Annotated in this window: 16 protein-coding genes and 1 tRNA gene; 9 read left to right on the forward strand and 8 right to left on the reverse strand. The window is 68.1% G+C overall.

Annotated elements, in window-relative coordinates:
• Positions 1 to 58 precede the first annotated feature (58 nt).
• On the reverse strand, positions 59 to 967 hold the full coding sequence (locus tag VFY73_RS20865; protein WP_329722399.1) for a LysR family transcriptional regulator: 909 nt from the start codon (positions 965 to 967) through the stop codon (positions 59 to 61).
• 190 nt (positions 968 to 1,157) lie between these two features.
• Between VFY73_RS20865 and VFY73_RS20870 the strand changes: the two genes are divergently transcribed.
• Positions 1,158 to 3,716, forward strand: coding sequence for a GspE/PulE family protein (locus VFY73_RS20870; protein ID WP_329722401.1), 2,559 nt, complete (start codon positions 1,158 to 1,160; stop codon positions 3,714 to 3,716).
• Positions 3,717 to 3,781: 65 nt separating this feature from the next.
• Here VFY73_RS20870 and VFY73_RS20875 read toward each other — a convergent pair whose 3' ends face one another.
• Complete coding sequence (locus VFY73_RS20875; protein ID WP_329722403.1) at positions 3,782 to 6,331, reverse strand: hypothetical protein; 2,550 nt, start codon at positions 6,329 to 6,331, stop codon at positions 3,782 to 3,784.
• A 264-nt stretch (positions 6,332 to 6,595) separates the two neighbouring features.
• Between VFY73_RS20875 and VFY73_RS20880 the strand changes: the two genes are divergently transcribed.
• Positions 6,596 to 7,468, forward strand: a complete 873-nt coding sequence (locus VFY73_RS20880) for a helix-turn-helix domain-containing protein (protein WP_329722405.1) — start codon at positions 6,596 to 6,598, stop codon at positions 7,466 to 7,468.
• 19 nt (positions 7,469 to 7,487) lie between these two features.
• Here VFY73_RS20880 and VFY73_RS20885 read toward each other — a convergent pair whose 3' ends face one another.
• On the reverse strand, positions 7,488 to 8,492 hold the full coding sequence (locus tag VFY73_RS20885) for a GlxA family transcriptional regulator (RefSeq protein ID WP_329722407.1): 1,005 nt from the start codon (positions 8,490 to 8,492) through the stop codon (positions 7,488 to 7,490).
• 95 nt (positions 8,493 to 8,587) lie between these two features.
• Here VFY73_RS20885 and VFY73_RS20890 point away from each other — a divergent pair, with 95 nt between their 5' ends.
• On the forward strand, positions 8,588 to 9,055 hold the full coding sequence (locus VFY73_RS20890) for an MAPEG family protein (RefSeq protein WP_329722409.1): 468 nt from the start codon (positions 8,588 to 8,590) through the stop codon (positions 9,053 to 9,055).
• A gap of 2 nt (positions 9,056 to 9,057) precedes the next feature.
• On the opposite strand, the gene VFY73_RS20895 is transcribed toward VFY73_RS20890, so the two are convergent.
• Positions 9,058 to 10,287, reverse strand: a complete 1,230-nt coding sequence (locus VFY73_RS20895) for a glycoside hydrolase family 18 protein (RefSeq protein ID WP_329722411.1) — start codon at positions 10,285 to 10,287, stop codon at positions 9,058 to 9,060.
• Positions 10,288 to 10,694: 407 nt separating this feature from the next.
• On the opposite strand from VFY73_RS20895, the gene VFY73_RS20900 reads away from it, so the two are divergent.
• Genes VFY73_RS20900 through VFY73_RS20910 form a run of 3 tightly spaced genes read left to right on the forward strand, consistent with a single transcriptional unit; the run spans position 10,695 to position 16,450 of the window.
• Positions 10,695 to 12,107, forward strand: coding sequence for an efflux transporter outer membrane subunit (locus VFY73_RS20900; RefSeq protein WP_329722568.1), 1,413 nt, complete (start codon positions 10,695 to 10,697; stop codon positions 12,105 to 12,107).
• Positions 12,108 to 12,141: 34 nt separating this feature from the next.
• Positions 12,142 to 13,320, forward strand: a complete 1,179-nt coding sequence (locus VFY73_RS20905; RefSeq protein ID WP_329722413.1) for an efflux RND transporter periplasmic adaptor subunit — start codon at positions 12,142 to 12,144, stop codon at positions 13,318 to 13,320.
• Between the two features lie 13 nt (positions 13,321 to 13,333).
• Positions 13,334 to 16,450, forward strand: a complete 3,117-nt coding sequence (locus VFY73_RS20910; RefSeq protein WP_329722570.1) for an efflux RND transporter permease subunit — start codon at positions 13,334 to 13,336, stop codon at positions 16,448 to 16,450.
• 285 nt (positions 16,451 to 16,735) lie between these two features.
• Here the strand turns inward: VFY73_RS20910 and VFY73_RS20915 are convergent.
• Positions 16,736 to 16,809 (reverse strand) — tRNA-Gly (locus tag VFY73_RS20915).
• An 83-nt stretch (positions 16,810 to 16,892) separates the two neighbouring features.
• On the opposite strand from VFY73_RS20915, the gene VFY73_RS20920 reads away from it, so the two are divergent.
• Complete coding sequence (locus tag VFY73_RS20920; protein WP_329722415.1) at positions 16,893 to 17,996, forward strand: acyltransferase; 1,104 nt, start codon at positions 16,893 to 16,895, stop codon at positions 17,994 to 17,996.
• 22 nt (positions 17,997 to 18,018) lie between these two features.
• Here VFY73_RS20920 and dacB read toward each other — a convergent pair whose 3' ends face one another.
• Positions 18,019 to 19,512 carry a D-alanyl-D-alanine carboxypeptidase/D-alanyl-D-alanine endopeptidase gene (gene dacB / locus VFY73_RS20925; RefSeq protein WP_329722417.1) on the reverse strand — a complete coding sequence of 498 codons (1,494 nt, stop codon included), beginning with the start codon at positions 19,510 to 19,512 and terminating at the stop codon, positions 18,019 to 18,021.
• Between the two features lie 145 nt (positions 19,513 to 19,657).
• Between dacB and trmB the strand changes: the two genes are divergently transcribed.
• A complete protein-coding gene (gene trmB, locus VFY73_RS20930; protein WP_329722419.1) occupies positions 19,658 to 20,377 on the forward strand; it encodes a tRNA (guanosine(46)-N7)-methyltransferase TrmB in 720 nt (239 codons plus the stop codon).
• 37 nt (positions 20,378 to 20,414) lie between these two features.
• Here trmB and VFY73_RS20935 read toward each other — a convergent pair whose 3' ends face one another.
• On the reverse strand, positions 20,415 to 21,242 hold the full coding sequence (locus VFY73_RS20935) for an undecaprenyl-diphosphate phosphatase (RefSeq protein WP_329722421.1): 828 nt from the start codon (positions 21,240 to 21,242) through the stop codon (positions 20,415 to 20,417).
• Between the two features lie 73 nt (positions 21,243 to 21,315).
• Positions 21,316 to 21,879, reverse strand: a complete 564-nt coding sequence (locus VFY73_RS20940; RefSeq protein WP_329722423.1) for a hypothetical protein — start codon at positions 21,877 to 21,879, stop codon at positions 21,316 to 21,318.
• A gap of 76 nt (positions 21,880 to 21,955) precedes the next feature.
• On the opposite strand from VFY73_RS20940, the gene VFY73_RS20945 reads away from it, so the two are divergent.
• Positions 21,956 to 22,612 (forward strand): TetR/AcrR family transcriptional regulator, encoded by a 657-nt coding sequence (locus VFY73_RS20945; protein WP_329722425.1) that lies wholly within the window; start codon positions 21,956 to 21,958, stop codon positions 22,610 to 22,612.
• Position 22,613 lies beyond the last annotated feature (1 nt).

A 22,613-nucleotide genomic window follows, 5' to 3' on the forward strand; every position in this document is an offset into this window, starting at 1 on the left:
TTCAACAATGAGGCGCATTGTGTGAGCCACCTGCGGCGCCTTCAAACGGAAAATTTCTCTATGACCTCATCGATTTTTTAGATGACCCGGCCTGGAGCGCCTTGAAGCCCAAAAGCGCGTCCACCACAGTGCGGGTTAATGCGGATCCCGGGTCGTCGCGGTAGCTCAAAAAGATCGGCAACGGCGGCATCTCTGCCTCGCAGGGCAGCACCCGCAACGGCTGCCGTTCGGCCAGGCGGCGCACCACGGCCAGCGGCAAGGTGGCCACCCCGAGGCCGCCTTCGATCAGCTCGACCATCGCCGAGACCGACGAGATCGCGTGCACCTTCAGCCTCGTGTGCCCGGCCTGACGCATCAGATCCACCAGCGCCACATGCGGCTGTGAGCCACGCTGAAACGTCAGCAGCTCCAGCGTGGCCAGGTCGGCCAGCGAATAGCGCCGCTTCTTGTGCAGTTGTGCATGGCCGACAAAGCACATCGGCATCGGCGGCAACGCCTGCTGGCGCAAGCCGTCCCCCGACGACGGCAGGGCCGCCATCGCCAGGTCCAGCCGGCCGCGGCGCATCTGGTCGACCAGCACCGGCGTGGTTTCAACCGTCAGCTCCAGCTCCAGCCCGGGCTGCGCGGCGCGCATCTCGCGCACCCAATCGATCAGCCACGAGTGCAGCACCGACTCGATCGCGCCGATACGCAGGTTCAGGCCCGATTCGGCGCTGCGCCCCATCTCGTCGCGGATCTCGCGCTGCAGCGACAACAGGCGCTCGGCCATCACCAGGAAGCGGCCGCCGGCAGCGGTCAGCCGCACCTGCTTGTCGCGCCGGTCCAGCAGCAGCACGCCCAGCTCGTCTTCCAGCGCCGCGATGCGGCTGGACATCGCCGACTGGGTGATGAAGAGTTTCTCGGCCGCGCGGGACACGCTCTTCAGCGTGGCCACCCAGTAGAAAGCCTCGACGAAACGAAGGTTCATGCGGTGTGTGCCCGATTGCCGTTGCGGGTGATTGTGACCGCCGCCGCCGCCCGGCCATAAGCCCCGAACTGGCCGGCGCCAGCGGCACTTTTCCAGCCACCGCGACAGCGCTACCACCCTAGCATCGGGGCCAGGCCGAAGCCACGCCTGTTGCGTGCGCATGGCCCATCGATTGCTCGATAGCAAGGCCATGTCCGACCTCTCAGCCCAGCTGTCCCTGGTCCCGAACGACCTCGACGCGCTCGCACCCCGCGCGCAGCGCGAGCGCGCCGCTGCGGACACTGCCTTCGCCTGGCCTACGCCGCCCTACGCCGTCTACCCGAACCCCGAGCCGATGCCCGAGCACGCCCCCTGCGAGGTGCAGGGCCTGAACGGCAAGGCGATGAACGCGCGGCTGGTCTCGTTCGACCCGGTGCAGGGCGTGGCGCAGGTCCAGGTGCCGCCCTCGCGCACCAACATGCCACTGCGGCTGTCGCAGTTCCGCAGCCTGACGCTGACCGCGCCGCTGCGCCCGGGCTTGAGCGCTGCCACCGGCGCGCCCGGTGCGCTGATGGACTTTCACCCCAGCACCACCTACACGGTGCACCTGACCGGCGGCGGCGAGCTGCAGGGCAAGACCGTGGGCCATGTGGAAACCCCGCAAGGCGTTTATTTCTTCCCACCGGTGGACGAGCGGGGCGACAAAGGCGCGGTGCTGCGCCTGTTCTGCCCGCGCAGCGCCTACGACTCGTTCGAATTCGGCCCGCGCCTGGGCGAGCAGCTGGTGGCCGACCACACTGCCACGCCGACGCAGATTGCCGCGGCGCTGGCCGAGCAGGCCCGCCTGCGCGAGCAGCGCATCGGCGACGTGCTGCTGGGCGGCCGCGTGGTCAGCCCTGAGCAACTGCTGCAGGCGTTGGAAGCCCAGTCGCGCATGCCAATGGTGCGTGTCGGCGAAGCGCTGATCGCGCTCGGTTTCATCACCGCGACCCAGCTCGGCGACGCGCTGGCCCAGCAGCGCGGCGACCGCTCGGTGCCGCTGGGCGAGCTGCTGGTGCGCAGCGGCGCGGTGCAACGGCAAGACCTGCGCACGGCGCTGGCCCGCAAGATGGGCTACCCGGTGGTCGACACCGACGCCTACCCGATCGAGGCCGAGGCCGTGCGCAAGCTGCCGATCAGCGCCGCCAAGCGGCTGCAGGTGCTGCCGCTGCAGCTGCTGCCGGGCCGGCTGGTGATCGCGATCGAAGATCCGTCGCGACGCGACGTGCTGGACGAGATCGAGTTCATCGCCCAATGCAAGATCGTGCCGGTGCTGCCGGTCGCCGACCACCTGAGCCGCAGCATCAGCCAGATCTACCAGAAGCACGGGCTGGACGAAGGCATCGGCGGCCCGAGCCCGCTCGATCCCAATGGCGCGATCAACTTCGACGAAGGCGGCACCGACCAACTGCTGGCCGCGCTGGAACAGTCGTACGACAGCGCACCAACGCACAACGAAGACGAGAAGCCGATCGAGCAGAGCGACAACTCGCTGGTGCGACTGATCAACACGATGATCGTCGAGGCGCACAGTCAGAACGTCTCGGATATCCACATCGAGACCCATCCAGGCCGCGAGAAGGTACGCATCCGCTTTCGCCGCGACGGCGCGCTCAAGCCCTACCTCGAACTGCCGCACACCTACCGCAGCGCACTGATCGCGCGGCTGAAGATCATGTGCGACCTGGACATCTCCGAGCGCCGCCGCCCGCAGGACGGCAAGATCACCTTCAGCCGCTTCGTCGCCAGCTGCCAGATCGAGTTGCGCGTGGCCACCATCCCCACCGCCAACGGTCTCGAAGACGCGGTGCTGCGCATCCTGTCGTCGGCCAGGCCGATCCCGCTGGACAAGCTGGGCATGTCGCCGGCCAACCTGGCGGCGTTGAAGCACGCGATCGAGCGGCCCTACGGCATGGTGCTGTGCGTCGGCCCGACCGGCTCGGGCAAGACCACGACGCTGCACTCGGCGCTCAACCACATCAACACGCCCGACCGCAAGATCTGGACGGCCGAAGACCCTGTCGAAATCACCCAGGCCGGGCTGCGCCAGGTGCAGGTGAACCCGAAGATCGACTGGACCTTTGCCAAGGCCCTGCGCGCCTTCCTGCGTGCCGATCCGGACGTGATCATGGTCGGCGAAATCCGCGACCAGGAGACGGCGCAGATCGCCGTCGAGTCGTCATTGACCGGCCACCTGGTGCTGTCGACGCTGCACACCAACAGCGCCGCCGAGACGATCACGCGTCTGCTCGACATGGGGATGGACCCGTTCAACTTCGCCGACTCGCTGCTGGGTGTACTGGCGCAGCGCCTGGTGCGCCGCATGTGCCCGCACTGCCGTCAGAGCCGCCCGGCCCATGCCGAAGAAGTGGACGAGTGGGTGCACGACCACTTGCATGCCTGGAACGGCCACGAGGCCGCGCCGAGCCGCGACGCGGTGATCGCCGACTGGACCCAGCGGTTCGGTGGCGCTGACGGCCGGCTGCTGGTCTGGCGCGCGACCGGCTGCGACAAGTGCGACCACAGCGGCCTGCGCGGCCGAGCCGGCCTCCATGAGCTGCTGACCGTCTCGCGCGGCGTGCGCCACCTGATCCAGACCGGCGCCCGCGCCGAACAGATCCAGCGCCTGGCGATGGGCGAGGGCCTGCGCACCTTGCGCCAGGACGGGCTGGAAAAGGTGCTGGCCGGCGTGACGACGATCGAGGAAGTGCGCGCGACCAGCAACAACTGACCGCGAGTGCTCGACTTCGAGCGCATCACCGTGCCGTGGGAGATGCCATCGGCCCGGGTGGTGGCTCATGGCAAGGTGATGTCGAGCACGCCGTGCGCGCCGGCCAGTTGCGTGCCGCCGTCACTGACATGCAGCGTGCGGGCGCCCTGCCCGTCGACGCTGACGCTGACCGTGTAAGCCGCGTTGGCCACGGTGCCCGCCAGAAGCAGCCGGTGGGCAGCGGCCGGCAACGGCACGGTGAAGCTGGTGATCGCACGCGACAGGTCGTCGACGAACAAGGTCGCGGTGCTGCCCACCAGCGCACCGGTCATCGGCGTGCCCGAGCTGCTGCGCAACAGCTGCGTGGCGGCCGGGTTGGCCTTGGCATCGTAGCCCTGCAGCACATGCAGGAAGTTGACCGACGCGGGTTGGCTCGGGTTCTCGACCCGCAGGCGGTAGCCGCCGGTCCAGTTCGACTTGTTGGCCGACATCGGGTCCAGCGTGGCCTTCCACATGCTGTCGGGCAGGTTCAGTGTCGGGCCTTCGACATCGATCGTGCGGCTGCCGGCGGCCGGCAACAAGGTGCGCACCTCCATCCGCTGGCCGCCAGGCGTGCTGGCCACCACCCCGTCACCGTTGATCGTCGGTGCCCTGCCACTGCTCGGCAGCATCAGGTTGAAGCGCTTGAAGCGGCCGCTCACGGTTGTTTTGGTGCGGTCCATCAGCACCAGCGCATCGGGCTTCAACCACAGCAGGCTGCGGCTCACGTGCGACACATCGCGCGCCGAGACCCAGCCGTTGTTGAAGTTGTAGAGGTTGGTCGCGTCGCCGGTCACGCTGACGAAATCCTTGCCCTGCCCTTGCAGCAGCACCTTCGGGTCACCATCGTGGTTGCCGAGCAGGAACTGGCTGCCGCGCGCCAGGTGCGGGGCCTGGTAGTCACCTACCGGCGCCCCCGGATTGTTCTGCACGGTCAGCGTGTTCTTGAACTCGCTCATCGCCGCCCCGGCGCCATAGGCGGTGAACTCTTTGGTCAGCCACTCGCCCTTGCGCCAGAAGTCGAAGGTGTTACCGTCGCCGTGCTGGTGGTCGATGGTGTTGTAGCCGAGCTTGTAGTCGAAGATGCGGGTCGCGTTGCTGTCGGCCCAGCCTGTGCGCGCCTGGATGCGCCCGATGCCTGGCGCGTAGTTGTAGTGCTTGAGCCCGGCGCGCGGGTCGGTCGGCGGGGGCGAGGCCGGATCGAACAGCAGGAAGTAGTAGATCGAGTCGACGATCGCGTCGTCGTTGTTCGCCCGGCGTGACAGACGGCCCGGGTTGTCCGGCGGCGAGACATACTCCATCCAGCGCGCGCCGTTCAGCGTCGCCGCATCGGCGGCATAGCGTGCACCCAGCGCCTTCGGGCCCATCACCCGCATCGGGTCCTGCATGTACAGCTGTTCGCCGTCGCCGAACCACGACGGTTGATAGACGCTGCCGTAGTCGGTGGCCACCTTCTTGGTCGTCAGGCTGTGGTAGTAGCCGGGCAGCAAGGTCTTGTAGACGGGGTTGCCGACCAGGCTGACCTTCTTGCCGTCGCGCACCGTGTCGTCGCGGCCCGAGGTGTTCAGCGCCAGCAGCAGGCCATAGTAGAAGCCGATCGACTCGCCGTACTCGGCGCCCTCGGGGCTGATGCCCCCCTTGCCGTCGTTGCGGAAGGCGTAGTCGGTCATGTAGAGGTAGGTGCCGATCGCTTCGTCCATGAAGTCGCCCAGTGCGCCGTCGCGGTCGTTCGGCACGCGCGGGTCGGTCACGTCATCCACCGCATCGATCGAGTTGGCCATCATGAAGATGTTGCGCGCATGGGCCATGAAGTAGTTGTTCATCGCGTAGCGCACGGCACTTCGCTTCGGGTCCTTCAGGTCCAGCAGCGCCGGGTTGTTGCGGCGCGAGGCATCCTTCGGCACCTCGTTGGCGTGGGTGTTGTAGTAGGTGACCGAGGGATAGCCGTCGCGGTCTTCGGCGCACCAGCGCAGGAAGACGCGGCGGATGCGCTGGCGCTCGGTAACGCTCAGTTGCGGGTACAGCCAGTCCACCGCCAGCGGAAACGACTCGCCGTGCCAACGGCCGCGGTCCGAGCTTGCGAACGAGGCGCTGCGGAACTTGCCGGGCCCGATGCCCTTGTCGGCTTCGTCGATCACCGCGAACAGCGCAGTGCGCGCGGTGCGGATCCAGCGCGCGCGGCGGCTCGCATCGCTGTCGACCAGCGACATGAACGCCAGCAGCGCGGCGTAAGACTCGGTCGGGTACGGCGTGTAGGTCGACCCACCGTTGTCCTGGCCGGGCACGGTGCCGTCTTCCACCCGCTGCGCGGCAGTCAACGCCAGCTGCAGCAGCCCCCCGCCGTTGGCGCGGTCGTCGAACATCGGGTTGGACGCGGTCGCCCAGGCCTGAAGCGCGGGCAGGTCCTGTGCGCGGATCCACAGCCGTGGGTGTTGGGTCACTGGTACGCGTGCCACCAGCGTGTTGGTCGTCACCGCGACGGAGGCGTCTTCCACCGCGGTGGCCGCGTGCGGCGCGACACTCATCACCAAGGCAAGCGCCAGGGGCGCGGCCCACGCGCGCCAGGCACTGCCGCTCGTTCGTGTGTTGTTGTTCATGACTGCTGGGTTGTGGAACGGAGCCCCTCATCTCGCAAACCGCGTGCCACCGGGCTGCCGGCTCCGGCGCCCCTCGGCCAGCCCCGAGCTCGGCATTGCAGCCACCGACAAATCGTGTCAGCCGGCCGTGAAATGTCGACACATCGTGGCGCTCGGGCCTGCAACCACGGCCCGAAATGTCCGATTTCTTCGCCCCAGTCATGTTCAACCCATGGTCCGTCGATTGCATGACATGCACACACCCGCCATCTGCTTGTCGTCCCGATGTCTGAGCCACGTTACCGAGTCCTGTTCCTGCACCCGTCGCCGGCCTTGGCGAAGCACGTGGTCGGCTATGTCGTGCGACGCCGAGCCGGCTCGGGCCCGGCCCCCGTCGGGCCTGCCCAGACAGTGAGCTTCCCGGCCAACGTCTATTCGGCCTTGTCGATCGTTCACCGCGGCGCCCTGCGCGACCCGGTGAGCGGCAGCCTGGTCACGTCGGCCACCTTTTCCGGCGCGATGACCCTGCCGGTGCGGCGTGAACTGGTCGACGAGCCCGAGATCACCACGGCGCTGCTCAAGCCGGGCGCCGCGGCGCGCATCAGCCGCGTGCCCAGCCACGAGCTGACCAACGCGTGGGTTGACGCGCAGGACATCCTGACGCCCGACGAGTACCTGGAGATCAGCGAGCACCTGGCCGAGCAACCCACCGTGGCGCGCCAGATCATGGTGCTCGAGCAGATGCTGCGCCAGCGCATCGAGCGCCATGCCCTGGGGACCGGCGCCGACCCACTGGCGGCGGTGCTGGAGCGGGGCTCGTTCGGCCTGGGGCGCCTGAAGGTGGCCGAGCTGGCGCGGCACGCCGGCCTCAGCGAGCGTCAGCTGAACCGGCGGGTGATGGACGCGCTCGGCATCGGCCCGAAGATGCTGCTGCGCCTGGCCCGCGTGCAGGAATCGGTGCGCCTCGCGCGCGAGCTGTCGGGCCAGCGCGGCCATCGAGCGCTGGCTCAACTGGCCCGCGACGCCGGCTTTGCCGACGTGTCGCACATGACGAAGGAGTTGAGGCTGTTCACCAGCCAGCCGCCGCCACAGCTGCGCGAACGGCTGCGCCAGTCGAACCTCAACGAGTGGGCATACGAGCTGCCGCAGGATTGGTGACCTGGCAGGCGGTTCCGCCTCAACGGCGGATCCCGAAGCGAACCCGGTACTCTCCCAACGGCACGCCGGCCAGCTTCCTGAACACCCGCTGCAGGGTGGCGACATCCTGGTAGCCGCACCGGGTGGCCACGTCCTCGAGCGAGATCAACGTCGACTCCAGCAGGCGCTTGGCGCGATCGACGCGCAGCTGCTGCATGTACTTCACGGGCGAGCAACCCAGCACCTCGTTGAACCGCCGAAGCAGGGTCCGCTCGCTGGTATGGCAGTGCTGGGCCAGGGCCGCGACCGTCCAGGGCTTGTCCACGTGCGCGACGAGCCAACGCTGCGCGCGCTCCATCACCACCGGCCCATGCCCCGGCAGCGCGGCCGTTGTCGCATAAGGCGTCTGGCCGATCGAACGCTGCTCCAGCAGCAGCATGCGAGCGATCAGCTGGCGCAGGTCGGCCCCTGCACGCCGGCCGACCAGCCAGAGCGCGAGATCGAAGTAGGAGGTCAGCCCGGCGGCAGAGACGAACGGCCCGTCCTGCAGCAGGATCTCTTCGGGCTGCAGCGCGACCAAGGGGAAATGGCTGCGGCAGAAACCCGCCAGCCACCAGCTGGTCGTGGCTCTGCGGCCATCGAGCAGGCCCGACTGGGCGACGAGGCAGGTTGCCGAACAACCGGCGAGGATGTGCAACCCGTTGCGTGCGGCCTTGCGCAGCAGCGATTGCTCCGGGGCCAAGGCGGCCAACACCGTCGACAGACTCTGGGCGTCCGCGTGCTCGACCCCGGGGACGATCAGCGCGTCGAGCTGGGCAACGTTGGCTGGCGAGACCGCAAATCGGAGCCCGTCAATCTCGATCGATCGCCCCGGGCGGGCGCTGACCCAGACCGCGTCGAAGGCCACGCGTCCGCGCACGGGCCGCGCCGACTGCACCCGGTTGGCCAGTTCGAAGACGTCGTGGGGTACGACCGCTGCGCTTCGAACGCAGCCCGGGAACACAAGAATGCCCACCCGGACGGTGCTGGGGTGATCGGAAGCCATTGGCGGATTTGAACACCAGAGTGTCGAAACAGCCACTGGATGAGCGGCGCCCTGCGCGGCCCAATGACCGCATCGTCAACAGACCCTCCGGCACCATGAGCCTGACCACCACCTCGCTGACCACCACGCTGCCCGCCCTGCCCGCGTTCGCCTGGGCACTCGTCGCGCTGTTTGCCAAGACCAGCTTGACCAGCCTGCTTCAGGTGGTCAGTCGAGCCCGCGCCGGTGTCTTTCCGATCCCGGAGGACGCGCGTCTGATGCGGGGCCGCCACGCAGACGACGAAGCCCCGTTCGTGCGGCGCTGCGCGAACGTCTGGCGCAACGACACGGAGAACCTGCCGTTGTTCCTGGCGCTGGCGCTGGCCTATGTCCTGCTGGGCGCGCCGGTTGCATCCGCGCAGTGGCTGTTCGGCGCGTATGTCCTGATCAGGTACGCCCACACCGCGGTGTTCCTGCTCGGGTTGCAGCCGTGGCGCGCGCTGGTCTACCTGTCAGGCATGGCGGTGTGCTGGGCCATTGCCGCTCGGGTGCTCATGCTGGCTGCCGCTCACGTCGGCGCGTGACTTCAGGGCAGGCGTGGCACGTGGCCGACGCCCAGGTTCATCGCGTTGAGCAGGTCGCCGTTGTCTTGCGACAGCTCCCACGCGAACACGCCGGCCAGGCCTTGGCCGACGGCAAAGCGGCCCTTGCGCAGCACCGCGCGCGGGTCGTCATAGCCGAGGTAGAAGCGGGTCGCGGGGTTCCACAATGCGTAGGCCTCGCCCTGCGGGTCATAGACGACCCGGTAGCCGCTGCGGCCCTGACCCTGTTTGTCGAGGTAACGCGAAGCGATGTCGCGATAGATCACCGAGCCGTCGGCACCGGCGAAGACGCCGTCGCGCTTGCTGCCGTTGAAGCTCGTGGCCTTCGCTGACGGTGGCACCACCCCGGTGAAGCCGCGGCCGTACATCGCGACACCGGCCACCAGCTTGGCTGCCGGCACGCCAGCGGCCAGCATCGTCTTCAAGCCGCCGGACAGGCTGTCTTCCAGGCCGTCACCGGCGGCGCGCAGCGCGGTGTGGTGGCCGGCCTTCGGCGTCCACGGCCCGTAGTAGTCGTAGCTCATCATGAAGACGAGGTCCATCGCCTTCGCCGCATCGCGGTAGTTGATCTTGTCGACCAGCGACTTGGTGGTGTTGATCGCGCTGGTCACCAGGTAGGGACGGCCGGTCTCTGCCGACAGCGTGTCGACCGCCTTGCGCAGGGCCTGCATCAGATCGGCATACCCTTGCCCGTCAGCAGGGGCGCCGAGCGCCACGCCGTTGGCGCTGCCGTTGCTCGTCGGGTGTTCCCAGTCGATGTCGACGCCGTCGAAGCCCGGGTGGCGGCGCAGGAAGTCCGCCACCGAGGCGGTGAAGCGCGCCCGCTTGGCCGGATCGTTGGCGAAGTGGAAGAACGGGTCCGAGCCGCCCCAGCCGCCAACCGAGGCCAGCACCTTGACATGCGAGGCGCGCTTCTTCAGACGCTGGAAGGCGTCGTCGAAGCTCTGGTCGATGGCGCTTTCGGCCAGTTGATGCTCGCCCTTGCCTTCGCAACGCGGCGCGTCTTTCTCCAATTGGCCGGCGCCGCAGACATGCAAGAAGGCATACAGCAGGTGAGTCACGTTCTGGCCGCTCAGGCCGTCGACCAGCGCCACCGGCTCCCAATTCGGCACGTAGACGCCAACCACCTTGGCGCTGCTGCGCTCGAAGTCCATGAAGCGGCCGCTGAACAACGCCGACGCTGGCGGATCTCCGGCCGCCGCGGCGGTCCCCATGCCCACGCCCCACATCGCGCCTGCAACCCACACCGCCTGAAGAGCAACCCGCTTGATCCGCACCGAAACCCCCGCGTCGAATGGCTCGCCCTGGTGGCCGCCGATCGGCAGAATAGCACCAGTTAGCTACCAGTGAGATACCAGTCATCCAGCATCGCTACGAGGACTCGGGGCCGCCCCCACGTAACAAAAGATGTCAATCCGCATTTGATCCAGTCGTCAGAAATACCATTGAATCCTTCACGACCCCGCTGCCGATGTGACAGGGCCCAGCTGCGCGCCAGGCCCAACCAGGCACCGGGTCACTGCCAGTGCCTTTCACCGCGCACCGGCACCCACATCGAACCGAGAAGTCGCCCGCTGGCGCTGGCCGGCTGCGGCGCTGGAGGAGATCTCTGTTGAAGCGCATGAAGTGGATCGCCCCTGTGGCGGCGGCCTCGCAGGCCGCGCTGCTGGCGGGCTGCGCCGGCACGCCGCCGGCACCGGAATCGCTGAAGACCGCCGCGCCGGCGCAGTGGCACGCCCCGCTGCCGCACCAGGGGCAAAGTGCCGACCTGACCCGCTGGTGGCAGCAGTTCGATGACCCGCTGGTGGCCGAACTGGTGACCGCGGCAGAAACCGCCAGCCCGACCTTGGCGGCAGCGCAGTCGCGCCTGGCGCAGGCCCGCGCCGCGCGCGCCGCTGCCGGCGCCGCGCTGTGGCCCACGCTGGACGCCAGCGCCAGCCTGACCCGTGGTCGCGCCGAGATCGGCACGCCGCTGGCCAATACGGCGCTGGTCGGCGCACAGGCCGCCTGGGAGATCGACCTCTTCGGCGCCGGCCGTGCCGGCCGCCAGGCGGCTGCCGCCCGCCTGTCAGGCGCCGAGGCCGACTGGCACGATGCGCGCGTGTTGGTGGCGGCCGAAGCCGCGCTGAGCTACGTGGCGCTGCGGGCCTGCGAAGCGCAATGGGTGCAGACGCAGACCGACGCCGCTTCGCGCATCGAAACCGCACGCCTGACCAGCCTCAGCGCGAAAGCGGGCTTCCAGCCACCGGCCAGCGATGCCCTGGCACGGGCCAGCGCCGCCCAGGCCCGCTCGCAGTTGGCGGCCCAGGCCGCGCAGTGCGACCTGGAGCTGAAGACCCTGGTCGCGCTGACCGCCCAGGACGAACCCACGTTGCGCAGCCGGCTCGAGGCCGCCAAGGCCAAGCTGCCGCAGCCGGCGCAGCTCAACGTCGGCACCGTGCCGGCCGAGCTGCTGGCGCAGCGGCCCGATGTGGCGGCCGCGTCCCATGCCGTGGAGGCCGCCAGCGCCGATGTCGACCAGGCCCAGGCCCAACGCCTGCCGCGCGTCAGCCTGGCTGGCTCGGTCAGCCGCGCCCGCATCGACTTCGCCGGTGGCAGCACCGAAGGCAACCTGTGGAGCCTCGGGCCGCTGAGCGTGTCGCTGCCGATCTTCGATGCTGGCGTGCGAGCAGCCAACGTCGACGCGGCCCGGGCACGCTACGACGAAACGGTGGCCAACTACCGTGGCAAGCTGCGCACCGCCGTGCGCGAGGTCGAAAGTGCGCTGGTGCAGCTCGACAGCAGCGCCGCGCGCAGCGAAGACGCGCGGGTCGCGGTCGACGGCTTCGAGGCCTCGTTCCGCGCCGCCGAGGCACGCTACCGCGGTGGCCTGGCCAGCCTGTTCGAGCTGGAAGACGCACGCCGCAGCGCCGCGCTGGCGCGCAGTCAGCTGATCGATCTGCAGCGCGAACGCGTGACCGCCTGGATCACGCTTTACCGCGCCCTCGGCGGTGGCTGGCAACCGGCCGACACCGCCCCGATGGCCGCTCGCTGAGCGCGCCCGACACCGAGACCCCTGAGGACACGAGATGAAGACGCCACAGCGCCCCACTTGGATTGTTTCCGCCACCCTGGCCGCCGCCGGCCTCGCCGCGCTCGGCACCTGGGTCCACGCTGCCGACAAGCCGGCCGCGCCCGCCGCCGGCGCCTCTGCCGCGCAAGCTGCACTGACCGTCACGACCACCAGCCCGCAGACCACCACGCTGGTCACCAAGCTCAGCGCCAACGGCAGCATCGCCGCCTGGCAGGAGGCCGTCGTCGGCACCGAAGCCAACGGCCTGCGTCTGGCCGAGGTGCGCGCCAATGTCGGTGATGTGGTCAAAAAAGGCCAGGTGCTGGCCACCTTCGCCGCCGACACCGTGCAGGCGGAGCTGAATCAGACCCGCGCCGCGGTAGGCGAAGCCGAAGCCACATTGGCCGAAGCCGAGGCCAACGCGCAGCGCGCGCGCGAGCTGTCGACCACCGGCGCGCTGAGCGCGCAGCAGATCAACCAGTACCTCACCGCCGAGCGCACCGCCAAGGCCCGGCTCGACGCCCAGAAGGCGATGGCCCGCGTGCAGGAGCTGCGCTTGCGCCAGACCCAGGTGCTGGCGCCCGACAACGGCGTGATTTCGTCACGCAGCGCCACCGTCGGCGCGGTGCTGCCGGCCGGCATGGAAATGTTCCGCCTGATCCGCCAGGGCCGGCTCGAATGGCGCGCCGAAGTGCCGTCGAGCGACCTGCCGCGCCTGAAAGCCGGCATGGCTGTCAACGTGGCTCTGCCGACGGGCAGCAGCGTCACCGGCAAGCTGCGCATGGTCGCGCCGACGGTGGACGACAAGACCCGCAATGCGCTGGTCTATGTTGACCTGCCCGCGTCGGCCGAAGCGCGCGCCGGCATGTTCGCGCGCGGCGATTTCGACATCGGCAGCGGCCAGGCGCTGACGCTGCCGCAAAGCGCGGTCGTGCTGCGCGACGGTTTCAGCTATGTGCTGCGCGTGGGTGCCGACAGCAAGGTCGCGCAGACCAAGGTCGCGGTCGGCCGGCGCGTCGGCGACCGGGTCGAGGTGACCAGCGGCGTCGATGCCAATGCGAAGGTCGTCGCCTCGGGCGGGGCCTTCCTGGCCGATGGCGACTTGGTGCGCGTGGTCGACGCGGCCGCCGCGAAGCCGGTCGCCAAGGCCGCGTCGCCGATCGGCGTTGTGCCGGCGGCGACACCGGGCAAGTGAGGGATTCACGATGATGAACGTTTCAACCTGGTCGATCCGCAACCCGATCCCGTCGGTGTTGCTGTTCATCATGCTCACGCTGGTGGGCCTGATGGGCTTTCGCTGGATGAAGATCCAGAACTTCCCGGACATCGACCTGCCAACGGTGATCGTCACCGCGTCGCTGCCCGGCGCTTCGCCGTCGCAGCTGGAGACCGAGGTCGCCCGCAAGATCGAGAACTCGGTCGCCACGGTGCAAGGTGTCAAGCACATCTACACCACGGTGCAGGATGGTGTGGCGACGATCACCGTCGAGTTCCGCCTCGAGAAGCCGACGCAGCAGGCGGTGGACGACGTGCGCGATGCCGTCTCGCGCGTGCGCTCGGACCTGCCGGGCGACCTGCGCGACCCGGTGATCAGCAAGATGGAGCTGGCCGGCACGCCGATCCTGACCTACACCGTCGCGTCGGACCGCATGGACGACGAGGCCCTGTCGTGGTTCGTCGACAACCAGGTCGCGAAATCGATGCTCAGCGTGCGCGGCGTCGGTGCCGTGACGCGTGTGGGCGGCGTCTCGCGCGAGGTGCGCGTTGCCCTCGACCCGCTGAAGCTGCAGGCGCTGAACGCCAGCGCAGCCGACATCTCGCGCCAGTTGCGCCAGACCCAGCAGGAGGCGGCCGGTGGCCGCACCGACGTGGGCGGCGCCGAGCAATCGGTGCGCACGATCGCGACGGTGCAGTCCGCCGATGAACTCGCGGCGATGGACGTCACGTTGAGCGATGGCCGCCACGTCCGCCTCGACCAAGTCGCGACGGTGCAGGACACGGTGGCCGAGCAGCGCTCGGCCGCATTGTTGAACGGCAAACCGGTCGTCGGCTTCGAGATCGTGCGCAGCCGCGGCGCCGGCGAGGTCGAGGTGGCCGACGGCGTGCGCACCGAGCTGGAGAAGCTCAAGGCACTGCATCCGGACATCACGATCACCGAAGCCTTCAACTTCGTCGACCCGGTGATCGAGAACTACGACGGCTCGATGATGCTGCTGTACGAAGGCGCGCTGTTGGCCGTCATCGTCGTCTGGTTCTTCCTGCGGGACTGGCGCGCGACACTGGTCTCGGCCACGGCCCTGCCCTTGTCGGTGATCCCGGCCTTCGCGGTGATGTACTTCATGGGCTTCACGGTGAATATCGTGACGCTGCTGTCGCTGTCGCTGGTGGTCGGCATCCTGGTCGACGATGCGATCGTCGAGATCGAGAACATCATGCGCCACCTGCGCATGGGCAAGACACCACTGGAGGCCGCTCGCGAAGCGGCCGACGAGATCGGCCTGGCAGTCATCGCCACCAGCTTCACGCTGATCGCGGTGTTCCTGCCGACGGCCTTCATGGCCGGCGTGCCGGGCAAGTTTTTCGTGCAGTTCGGCTGGACGGCGGCGATCGCGGTGTTTTTCTCGCTGGTGGTCGCGCGGATGCTGACACCGATGATGGCGGCCTACATGCTGAAGCCGCAGCCCGAGAAGCCGGACCCGAAGTGGATGTCGATGTACATGCGCTGGGCGGCGTGGGCACTGAAGCATCGCATCAAGGTGACGCTGTCGGCGATCGGCTTCACGGCCGCATCGGTCATGCTCCTGGGTTACCTGCCGACCGGCTTCGTGCCACCGGACGACCTGTCGCAAACGCAGGTCACGGTGACGCTGCCGCCGGGCAGTACCTTCCAGCAGACCTACGCGGCGGCCGAGCAGGCGCGCGAGCTGATCACCAAGAACGAACACATCAAGCTCGTCTACACGGCGATCGGCGGCGGCTCGACCGGTGCCGACCCGTTCATGCCCGCGGGCGCGGCCGAAGTGCGCAAAGCCACGCTGACGATCAACATGACGCCACGCGGCGATCGCAGCGGTATCAGCAAGCAGGACATCGAGGCCCAGCTGCGCGAGGCGCTGCAGCCGCTGCCCGGCGCGCGGGTCAAGGTGGGTTTCGGCGGCTCGGCCGAGAAGTTCCTGCTGGTGCTGGCGGGTGAAGACGGCCGCGTGCTGGCCGAGCATGCACGCCTGGTCGAGCGCGACCTGCGCACGATCCCGGGCATCGGCGCGGTGACATCGACGCTGAGTCTGGTACGGCCCGAGGTGGTCGTGCGGCCGGACTTCGCGCGGGCGGCCGACCTGGGCGTCACCTCGTCGGCCATTGCCGACACGCTGCGTATCGCGCTGTCGGGTGACTACGACCAGGCGCTGCCCAAGCTGAACCTGTCGCAGCGCCAGGTGCCGGTGGTCGTCAAGCTGGCCGACGACGCGCGCACCGACCTCGACCTGCTGTCGCGCCTGTCGGTGCCCGGCGCGCGCGGCCCAGTGATGCTGGGCAACGTCGCCACGATCGCGGTGGACAGCGGCGCGGCGCAGATCGACCGCTATGACCGGCTGCGCAACATCAACTTCGAGATCGAGCTGAACGGCCAGCCGCTCGGCGAGGTCGAGCAGCAGGCGCTCGCCAAGCCCAGCCTGGCCAAGCTGCCGCCGGGGGTGATCCAGCGCAGCGTCGGTGATGCCGAGGCGATGGCCGAGCTGTTCGCCAGCTTCGGCCTGGCGATGCTGACCGGCGTGCTGTGCATCTACATCGTGCTGGTGCTGCTGTTCAAGGACTTCGTCCAGCCGATCACGATCCTGGTGGCGCTGGTGCTGTCGCTGCCGGGTGCGTTCATGGCGCTGTTCATCACGCACACCGCGCTGTCGATGCCGTCGATGATCGGCCTGATCATGCTCATGGGCATCGCGACGAAGAACTCGATCCTGCTGGTCGAGTACGCGATCATGGCGCGCCGCGAGCACGGCATGACACGGATGGAGGCGCTGCTGGATGCGTGCCACAAGCGGGCCCGCCCGATCGTGATGACGACGATCGCGATGGGCGCCGGCATGATGCCGATCGCGATCGGCCTGGGCGTCGACCCGAGCTTCCGTTCACCGATGGCCATCGTCGTGATCGGCGGCCTGATCACCTCGACCTTCTTGAGCCTGCTGGTGATCCCGGTGGTCTTCACCTTCGTCGACGACGCGGTGCACAAGATCCAGGGCTTCTTCCATCGCCGCCACCACGCGGCGAACCGGACGTTGCCGCCGGCGGGCGGCACGGTGTCGGCGACGGAGCAGAAGTAGCCGGGATTCGCGAGACCCAAGGCCGGCCATGCGCCGGCCTTTTTTCATGCTGACGTGCACGTCGCCTGCTGTGGCTTGCGTGACAAGGCAAGGGCTTCCACCCCGCCTCTCCACCCAGCCACCGGCACGCCTGGCCTCGCCACCTCGAATGGCGGCGGACGGTGGGGACATGACCGGGTGAGCATCTAACGTGAGCCCGGGCGTGTCCTCACCGTCCGCCGCGCAGGCTTCTACCCGCACCCGCTGAAATGAACAAAGCCGGCACAAGGCCGGCTTTGATGATCATGGAGCGGGTGAAGGGAATCGAACCCTCGTATGAAGCTTGGGAAGCTGCCGTTCTACCATTGAACTACACCCGCAGCGGCGCGAATTCTAACCGGTTGGGTGGGACAGGGCCGGGCCAAAATCGGCACCTCACCTGCCACGCCGGACTTTTCTCTCGATGCGCCCACAACAACTCGCCGTCAGCCACATCCCCGGACTGGACGGCGTGCGGGCCCTTGCCGTGATGGCCGTCGTCTGGCATCACTCGCATCCGGGTGTGGCTTGGCTGCCGGCTTCGGCCAACGGCTTTCTCGGGGTCGACCTGTTCTTTGCACTGAGCGGCCTGCTCATCACCACCTTGCTGCTGCGCGAGCAGGCCATGCACGGCCAGATCTCGCTGACGAACTTCTACGCCCGTCGCGCGCTGCGGATCTTTCCGCTGTATTACGCATTGCTCGCACTGTTGACGCTGTACTTCGTGTGGGCGCCTGAGTCGCCGCAGCGTGGTGCCTTTCTCGCGGCCCTGCCTTTTCATGCGAGCTACCTGAGCAACTGGATCCAGCCCGATTCGCTGATGGCGATCAGCTGGTCGCTGTCGACCGAGGAGCAGTTCTACCTGGTCTGGCCGCCACTGCTGGTGTTGCTGGGCACCTGGGCGCTGCCATGGCTGCTGGCCTTTCTGCTGTTGAACCAGGCCGTCAACTTCGGCTGGCTCGACGGTTGGCTGCGCTCCATGGGCATGCCTTACGAATCGCTGGACATCCTGCAGGCCACGTTCACGCCGATCGTGCTGGGCGTGCTGCTGGCGTTCGCCCTGCAGAACGACCGTGCACACGCATGGTTGCGGCGCCTGCTGACCCCACGTTCGCTGTGGGTGCTGGTGCTGGCCGGCGTGGTCTTGCTGAATTGGCCGGGGAGCCTGCGCGGCTGGCCACGCCTCGGGTTGCATCTGGTCATCACCTTGCTGCTGGGTGCGCTGGTGATGAACCCGGGGCACGTGCTGGTGCGCAGCCTGCAATGGCGCCCGCTGGCCTATGTGGGCACCGTCAGCTATGGCATCTACCTGCTGCACAAGCCGGCGCTCGACGTGGCGCGCCGGCTGCTGCACATGCTGGCTATCGATTCGCCGCTCGGCTTGTTCGGCCTGGGCCTGCTGCTCAGCGTTGGCGTCGCGGCGATCAGCTACCGCTATTTCGAGAGCCCGTTGCTGCGGCTCAAAAATGCATTTCGCGCGCCGCGCCCGAAAACCGTCGACACGGCGTTTGCCGAGTCGCGGACTTGAGCTGAGTCAAGGTGCACTGGCGTCAGTTCGCGCGCACCAGCCACTCGATGAAGGCATCCAGCGCGGGCGTGGCGCGTGCCGCCTCCGGATGGTTCACCAAGGCAGCGACGGCGTACACCTTGCCGCTGCGCGCATTCACGTAGCCGGCCAGCGCGCGGGTATCGAGCAACGTGCCGGTCTTCAGGTGGGCCTGGCCAGCGGCGGCACCGCGGGTCATGCGGTGCTCCAGCGTGCCATCGACGCCTGCCACCGGCAAAGAGTCGATCAGGCTCGATGCCTGGCGTGCCGTCCACGCCTTGCTCAACAAGTCGACGAAGGCACGGGGTTTCGCACGCTCACCACGCGACAGGCCGGAGCCGTTCTCGATCTCGACGTCACCTGGCGCGATGCCCTGGCGCGCCAGCCATTCGCGCATGCGGGCCTGTGCGGCCGGCAACGTAGCCGGCTTGTGCGGAAAGCCGCGCGACAGGGCGAGCATCAGGTTGCGCGCGGCCAGGTTGTCACTGGTCTTGTTGATCTCACGCAGCAACTCGGGCAGCGCCGCCGAGATGTGGGTCGAGAACGGCAGCTGCGGCTCGCCGTCCGGTCCCTCTGGCATCAGTGCGTGGCGATCGGGGCGTGACTTGTCGAGCACACGGCCGTGCAGTTGGCCGCCGGTTTCCCGCCACAACCCGGCGATTGCGCGGGCGGTGAATTCGGCGTGTGGCAACGGCGCCAACACCCACTCACGCCGGCTGCAGCCGGGCCCCAGGCTGCCTTGCACGCTGATGCGCGGCTCGGCATCGGCCGGGTCGCTCCAATGCGCCCAGGCGTTGCAGCCACCGCCGCCGGAGCGGCCTTGCTCGATGCGCACGCCGGCCAGTGGTGGCTCCAGTAGCACACCGGGCCTGCCGTTGCGACTCGGGCTCAGCGTGACCTTGAGCCGGCCTTCGTTCAGCGTCAGCGCGTCGGGCCAGGCGTGGTGCGGCCGGTCGGCGGCCGGCGTCGGCGTGTGCTCGTGGTCGCGCTCGGTCAACTGGAAAGCGAAGCGGTCGAGCACGATGTCGCCGATGATTTCGCGCAGGCCCAGCTTGCGCCATTCGGCCATCCAGCTCTGCAGATCTTGCACGCTGAGGCAGGCGTTGCCGCCGCCGACGATCCACAGATCGCCCAGCAGCCGACCTTGCATCATCGTGCCGCGCACGAAGGCCATCGTGCGCCAGCGGAACTGCGGGCCCAGCAGGTCGAGCGCGGCCATCGAGGTGACGAGCTTGGTCGTCGAGGCCAGCTGGAAGGGCTTCTCGGGATTCAACGCGACCAGCGGCGTGCTGCTGTCGAGTGCCCGTGCATAGGCCCCGAGGCTGGCACCGGGCAAGCCGCAACTGCGCAGCAACGCCTCGCCAATGCCAGGCTTGCGTGCAGCGGCGGCGCCGAGGGGCAGCGACCGCGCGGCGGCATGGGCGCCTTGCCAGGCGCCAGGCAGGCATGCCGAGGCCACCAGCCCTGCGCCCAGGCGCAGGCTGTCGCGCCGCGTCAACGCGACCGCTCGGGCACAATTCCGCTCATACCACCACATCCCACGAGCATCGCCCGGACCGCGTTGTTGCAGCGTCCGGAAAAACGCGATGCCAGCGGGTCAGTTCTAGGGGTTCGTGGCCGATCGCCGCTCCCCAACATTCCAGATGACCAAGCCCCCGCACGCCGGCCCCGAGACCGACGAATCGCCTTCCGACACGCCGCGTCGCACGATCCGCAGCTTCGTGCTGCGCGCCGGCCGCATGGGCACCGGCCAGCAGCGCGCGCTCGAGACATTGGGGCCGCGCTTCGTGCTGCCGTTTGCACGGGCGCCGATCGATCCCGCCGCAGTTTTCGGACGAAAGGCTCCGCTGGTGCTGGAGATCGGCTTCGGCATGGGGGCGGCCACCGCCGAAATCGCGGCAGCGCGGCCCGACACCGACTTCCTCGGCGTCGAGGTGCACACGCCAGGTGTCGGCGCGCTGCTCAAGCTCATCGGCGACACCGGGCTCAGCAACCTGCGCATCGTCCAGCACGACGCGGTTGAGGTGCTCGAGCACATGATCGCCCCCGGCTCGCTGGCCGGCGTGCACATCTTCTTCCCCGACCCCTGGCACAAGAAGAAGCACAACAAGCGCCGGCTGATCCAGCCGGGCTTCGTCAACAAGCTGGTGACGCGCCTGGCGCCCGGCGGCTACCTGCACTGTGCGACCGATTGGCAGCCCTATGCGGAGCAGATGCTGGAAGTGCTGACCGCCGAACCAGCACTGGTCAACACGGCCGAAGGTTATGCGCCCAAGCCCGACTACCGACCGCTGACGAAGTTCGAAAACCGCGGCCTGAAGCTCGGCCATGGGGTGTGGGACCTCGTCTTTATTCGACGCTGACCGTCGCCGGTTCGCTGCGCGAGCCCCCTCGGAGGGCTCAGTCCGTCCACTTGACCCAGCCCATGAAGTGGGTCAGAAGCACCACGCCTCCGAAGGCGATGCGGTACCAGGCAAAGGCGGTGAAGCGGTGGGTGGCGATGTAGCGCAGCAGCCAGTGCACGCAAATCCAGGCGGAGGCGAACGAGACCACGAAGCCGACGGTGAACATCGGCCAGTCGGTGGCTGACAGCAGCGCGCGCTCCTTCCACATGCTGTAGACGCCGGCGCCGACCAGTGTCGGGATCGCGAGGAAGAAGCTGAAGTCGGTGGCGGCGCGGCGCGACAGGCCCAGCAGCATGCCGCCGATGATGGTGGCGCCCGATCGGCTGGTGCCGGGGATCATGCCCAGGCATTGCACCAGGCCGACCTTCAATGCGTCCATCGCGGTCATCGTGTCGGCATGGGCCACGCGCGGTTCATGCCCTTGTTGGCGCTTTTCCGCCCACAGGATCAACAAGCCGCCGACGATGAACGAGGTGGCCACCACCGGTGCATTGAACAGATACACCTTGATCGTCTTGTAGGCCAGCAAGCCGATGATGGCCGCCGGCAGGAAGCCGATCACCACGTTCAACACGAAACGGCGCGCGCCCTCGCTGGTTGGCAGGTGGATCACCGCACCGGCCAGCCGCTGCCAGTACACCAGCACCACGGCAAGAATGGCCCCGCTCTGGATCGCGATCTCGAACACCTTGGCCTTCGCATCGGCAAAGTCCAGCAAGGCACCGGCGAGGATCAAGTGGCCGGTCGACGAGATCGGCAGGAATTCGGTCAGGCCTTCGACCACGCCCATCACGGCGGCTTTGATCAACAACAACGGGTCCAAGTGCGAAGGCTCCGGCGGCAGCAAGCAAAGCGTCGGATGATAGCGGGCCCCTCGGACGCCGCGCGGCGTCCGCTCAGCGGCGTGGCCGGGCGTCGATCTCGACACCCCTGACGGTGACCTTGACCTCGCCCAGCTCGTACCCGGCCTGGGTCAGCCGGTCGATTTGCTCCGGCTTCAGCCGGTGGATCACCGTGTCGGCCAGCATTTGCTCGATCACCAGCGCACCGATGCGCTCGGCCTGCGCGCCGCCCCCCTTGTCAAGCGTCAACCTCGTGACGCGGGCGCCGACAAGCCGCAGGCTGTTGTCGCTGCGCTCGAAACGCAGGCCGTAGTCCAGAGCCAGTTGGCCGCGCCAACTGTGGCCGAACACCCGGTCACGGGCCAGAAGGTCGAACTCGGTCGCCAGGCGAGCGGCCTCCGGCCTCAAGGTCAACCGCGGGTTGGCCAGGCTCAGGTCCAGCGCCTCCAGCACACGCCTTTCAAGCGGGAAGCGACGCCCCAACATCTGGTTCAGCTCGGCTTCGCCGTAGGCCACCCGTGGTGCTCCCATCAAGCCGGTGCAACCGGCCAGGGCGGCGCCAGCCCCGGCGGCCAGGGCTCGAACCAGCGATCGGCGTCGCGAAAGGTTGATATTCATCACTCCAGCGTAACCCGGTGGCTTGACGCGCGTCCCCGGGCTGCTAATATTACTGACCAGTCAGTCATTAACAATCATGTCCCTGTCGTCCTCCATCCGCCAGCGCCGAAAAGACGCCCGCCCCAGCGAATTGCTGGATGCCGCGCTGGCGCTGTTCGTCGAAAAGGGCTTTGCGGCCACGAAGTCGGAAGAGGTGGCTGCACGCGCCGGGGTTTCCAAAGGCACGCTGTACCTGTACTTCCCGAGCAAGGAAGAGTTGCTGAAGGCAGTCATCCGCCACACGTTGCTGGCTGACATCGCCCGCGGCGCCGAGCGGCTGGCGCAGGAAAACGGCCCGACCGGGGAGCTGCTGGTCGAGCTGATGACCGACTGGTGGGTCAACGTCTATGAAAGCCCCAGCTCGGCCATCTTCAAACTGGTGATGACCGAGGTGCGCAACTTTCCCGACATCGGCGAGTTCTACCTGCACGAGGTGATCGAGCCCGGCCACGTGCTGATCGGCGGCCTGATCCAGCGCGGCATCGACCGCGGCGAGTTCCGCCCGGTCGACGTCGACGGCGTCGTGCACTCGATCGTGCTGCCGATGGTCATGCTGTGCCTGCACAAGCATTCGATGGGTGCCTGCGGTTTTGCAGACTCGCACTTGACCAAGCCGGCGGAGTTCATCCGCCAGCACCTGGACCTGATCCTCAACGGCCTGCGCCCAGGCCCAACGGCCCCACCCGTTCTCTAGA

Source organism: Ideonella sp. (genome assembly GCF_036277275.1).
In the GTDB taxonomy this organism is placed as follows: Bacteria; Pseudomonadota; Gammaproteobacteria; order Burkholderiales; family Burkholderiaceae_C; genus Ideonella.

Coding starts and splice junctions, on each gene's coding strand:
- VFY73_RS20900 (WP_329722568.1), top strand. CDS start 10,695: ATGAAGTGGATCGCCCCTGTGGCGGCGGCCTCGCAGGCCGCGCTGCTG.
- VFY73_RS20905 (WP_329722413.1), top strand. CDS start 12,142: ATGAAGACGCCACAGCGCCCCACTTGGATTGTTTCCGCCACCCTGGCC.
- VFY73_RS20885 (WP_329722407.1), bottom strand. CDS start 8,492: ATGGCTTCCGATCACCCCAGCACCGTCCGGGTGGGCATTCTTGTGTTC.
- VFY73_RS20945 (WP_329722425.1), top strand. CDS start 21,956: ATGTCCCTGTCGTCCTCCATCCGCCAGCGCCGAAAAGACGCCCGCCCC.
- VFY73_RS20895 (WP_329722411.1), bottom strand. CDS start 10,287: ATGGGGACCGCCGCGGCGGCCGGAGATCCGCCAGCGTCGGCGTTGTTC.
- VFY73_RS20880 (WP_329722405.1), top strand. CDS start 6,596: ATGTCTGAGCCACGTTACCGAGTCCTGTTCCTGCACCCGTCGCCGGCC.
- VFY73_RS20865 (WP_329722399.1), bottom strand. CDS start 967: ATGAACCTTCGTTTCGTCGAGGCTTTCTACTGGGTGGCCACGCTGAAG.
- VFY73_RS20920 (WP_329722415.1), top strand. CDS start 16,893: ATGCGCCCACAACAACTCGCCGTCAGCCACATCCCCGGACTGGACGGC.
- VFY73_RS20870 (WP_329722401.1), top strand. CDS start 1,158: ATGTCCGACCTCTCAGCCCAGCTGTCCCTGGTCCCGAACGACCTCGAC.
- VFY73_RS20940 (WP_329722423.1), bottom strand. CDS start 21,879: ATGAATATCAACCTTTCGCGACGCCGATCGCTGGTTCGAGCCCTGGCC.
- VFY73_RS20910 (WP_329722570.1), top strand. CDS start 13,334: ATGAACGTTTCAACCTGGTCGATCCGCAACCCGATCCCGTCGGTGTTG.
- VFY73_RS20875 (WP_329722403.1), bottom strand. CDS start 6,331: ATGAACAACAACACACGAACGAGCGGCAGTGCCTGGCGCGCGTGGGCC.
- VFY73_RS20890 (WP_329722409.1), top strand. CDS start 8,588: ATGAGCCTGACCACCACCTCGCTGACCACCACGCTGCCCGCCCTGCCC.
- trmB (WP_329722419.1), top strand. CDS start 19,658: ATGACCAAGCCCCCGCACGCCGGCCCCGAGACCGACGAATCGCCTTCC.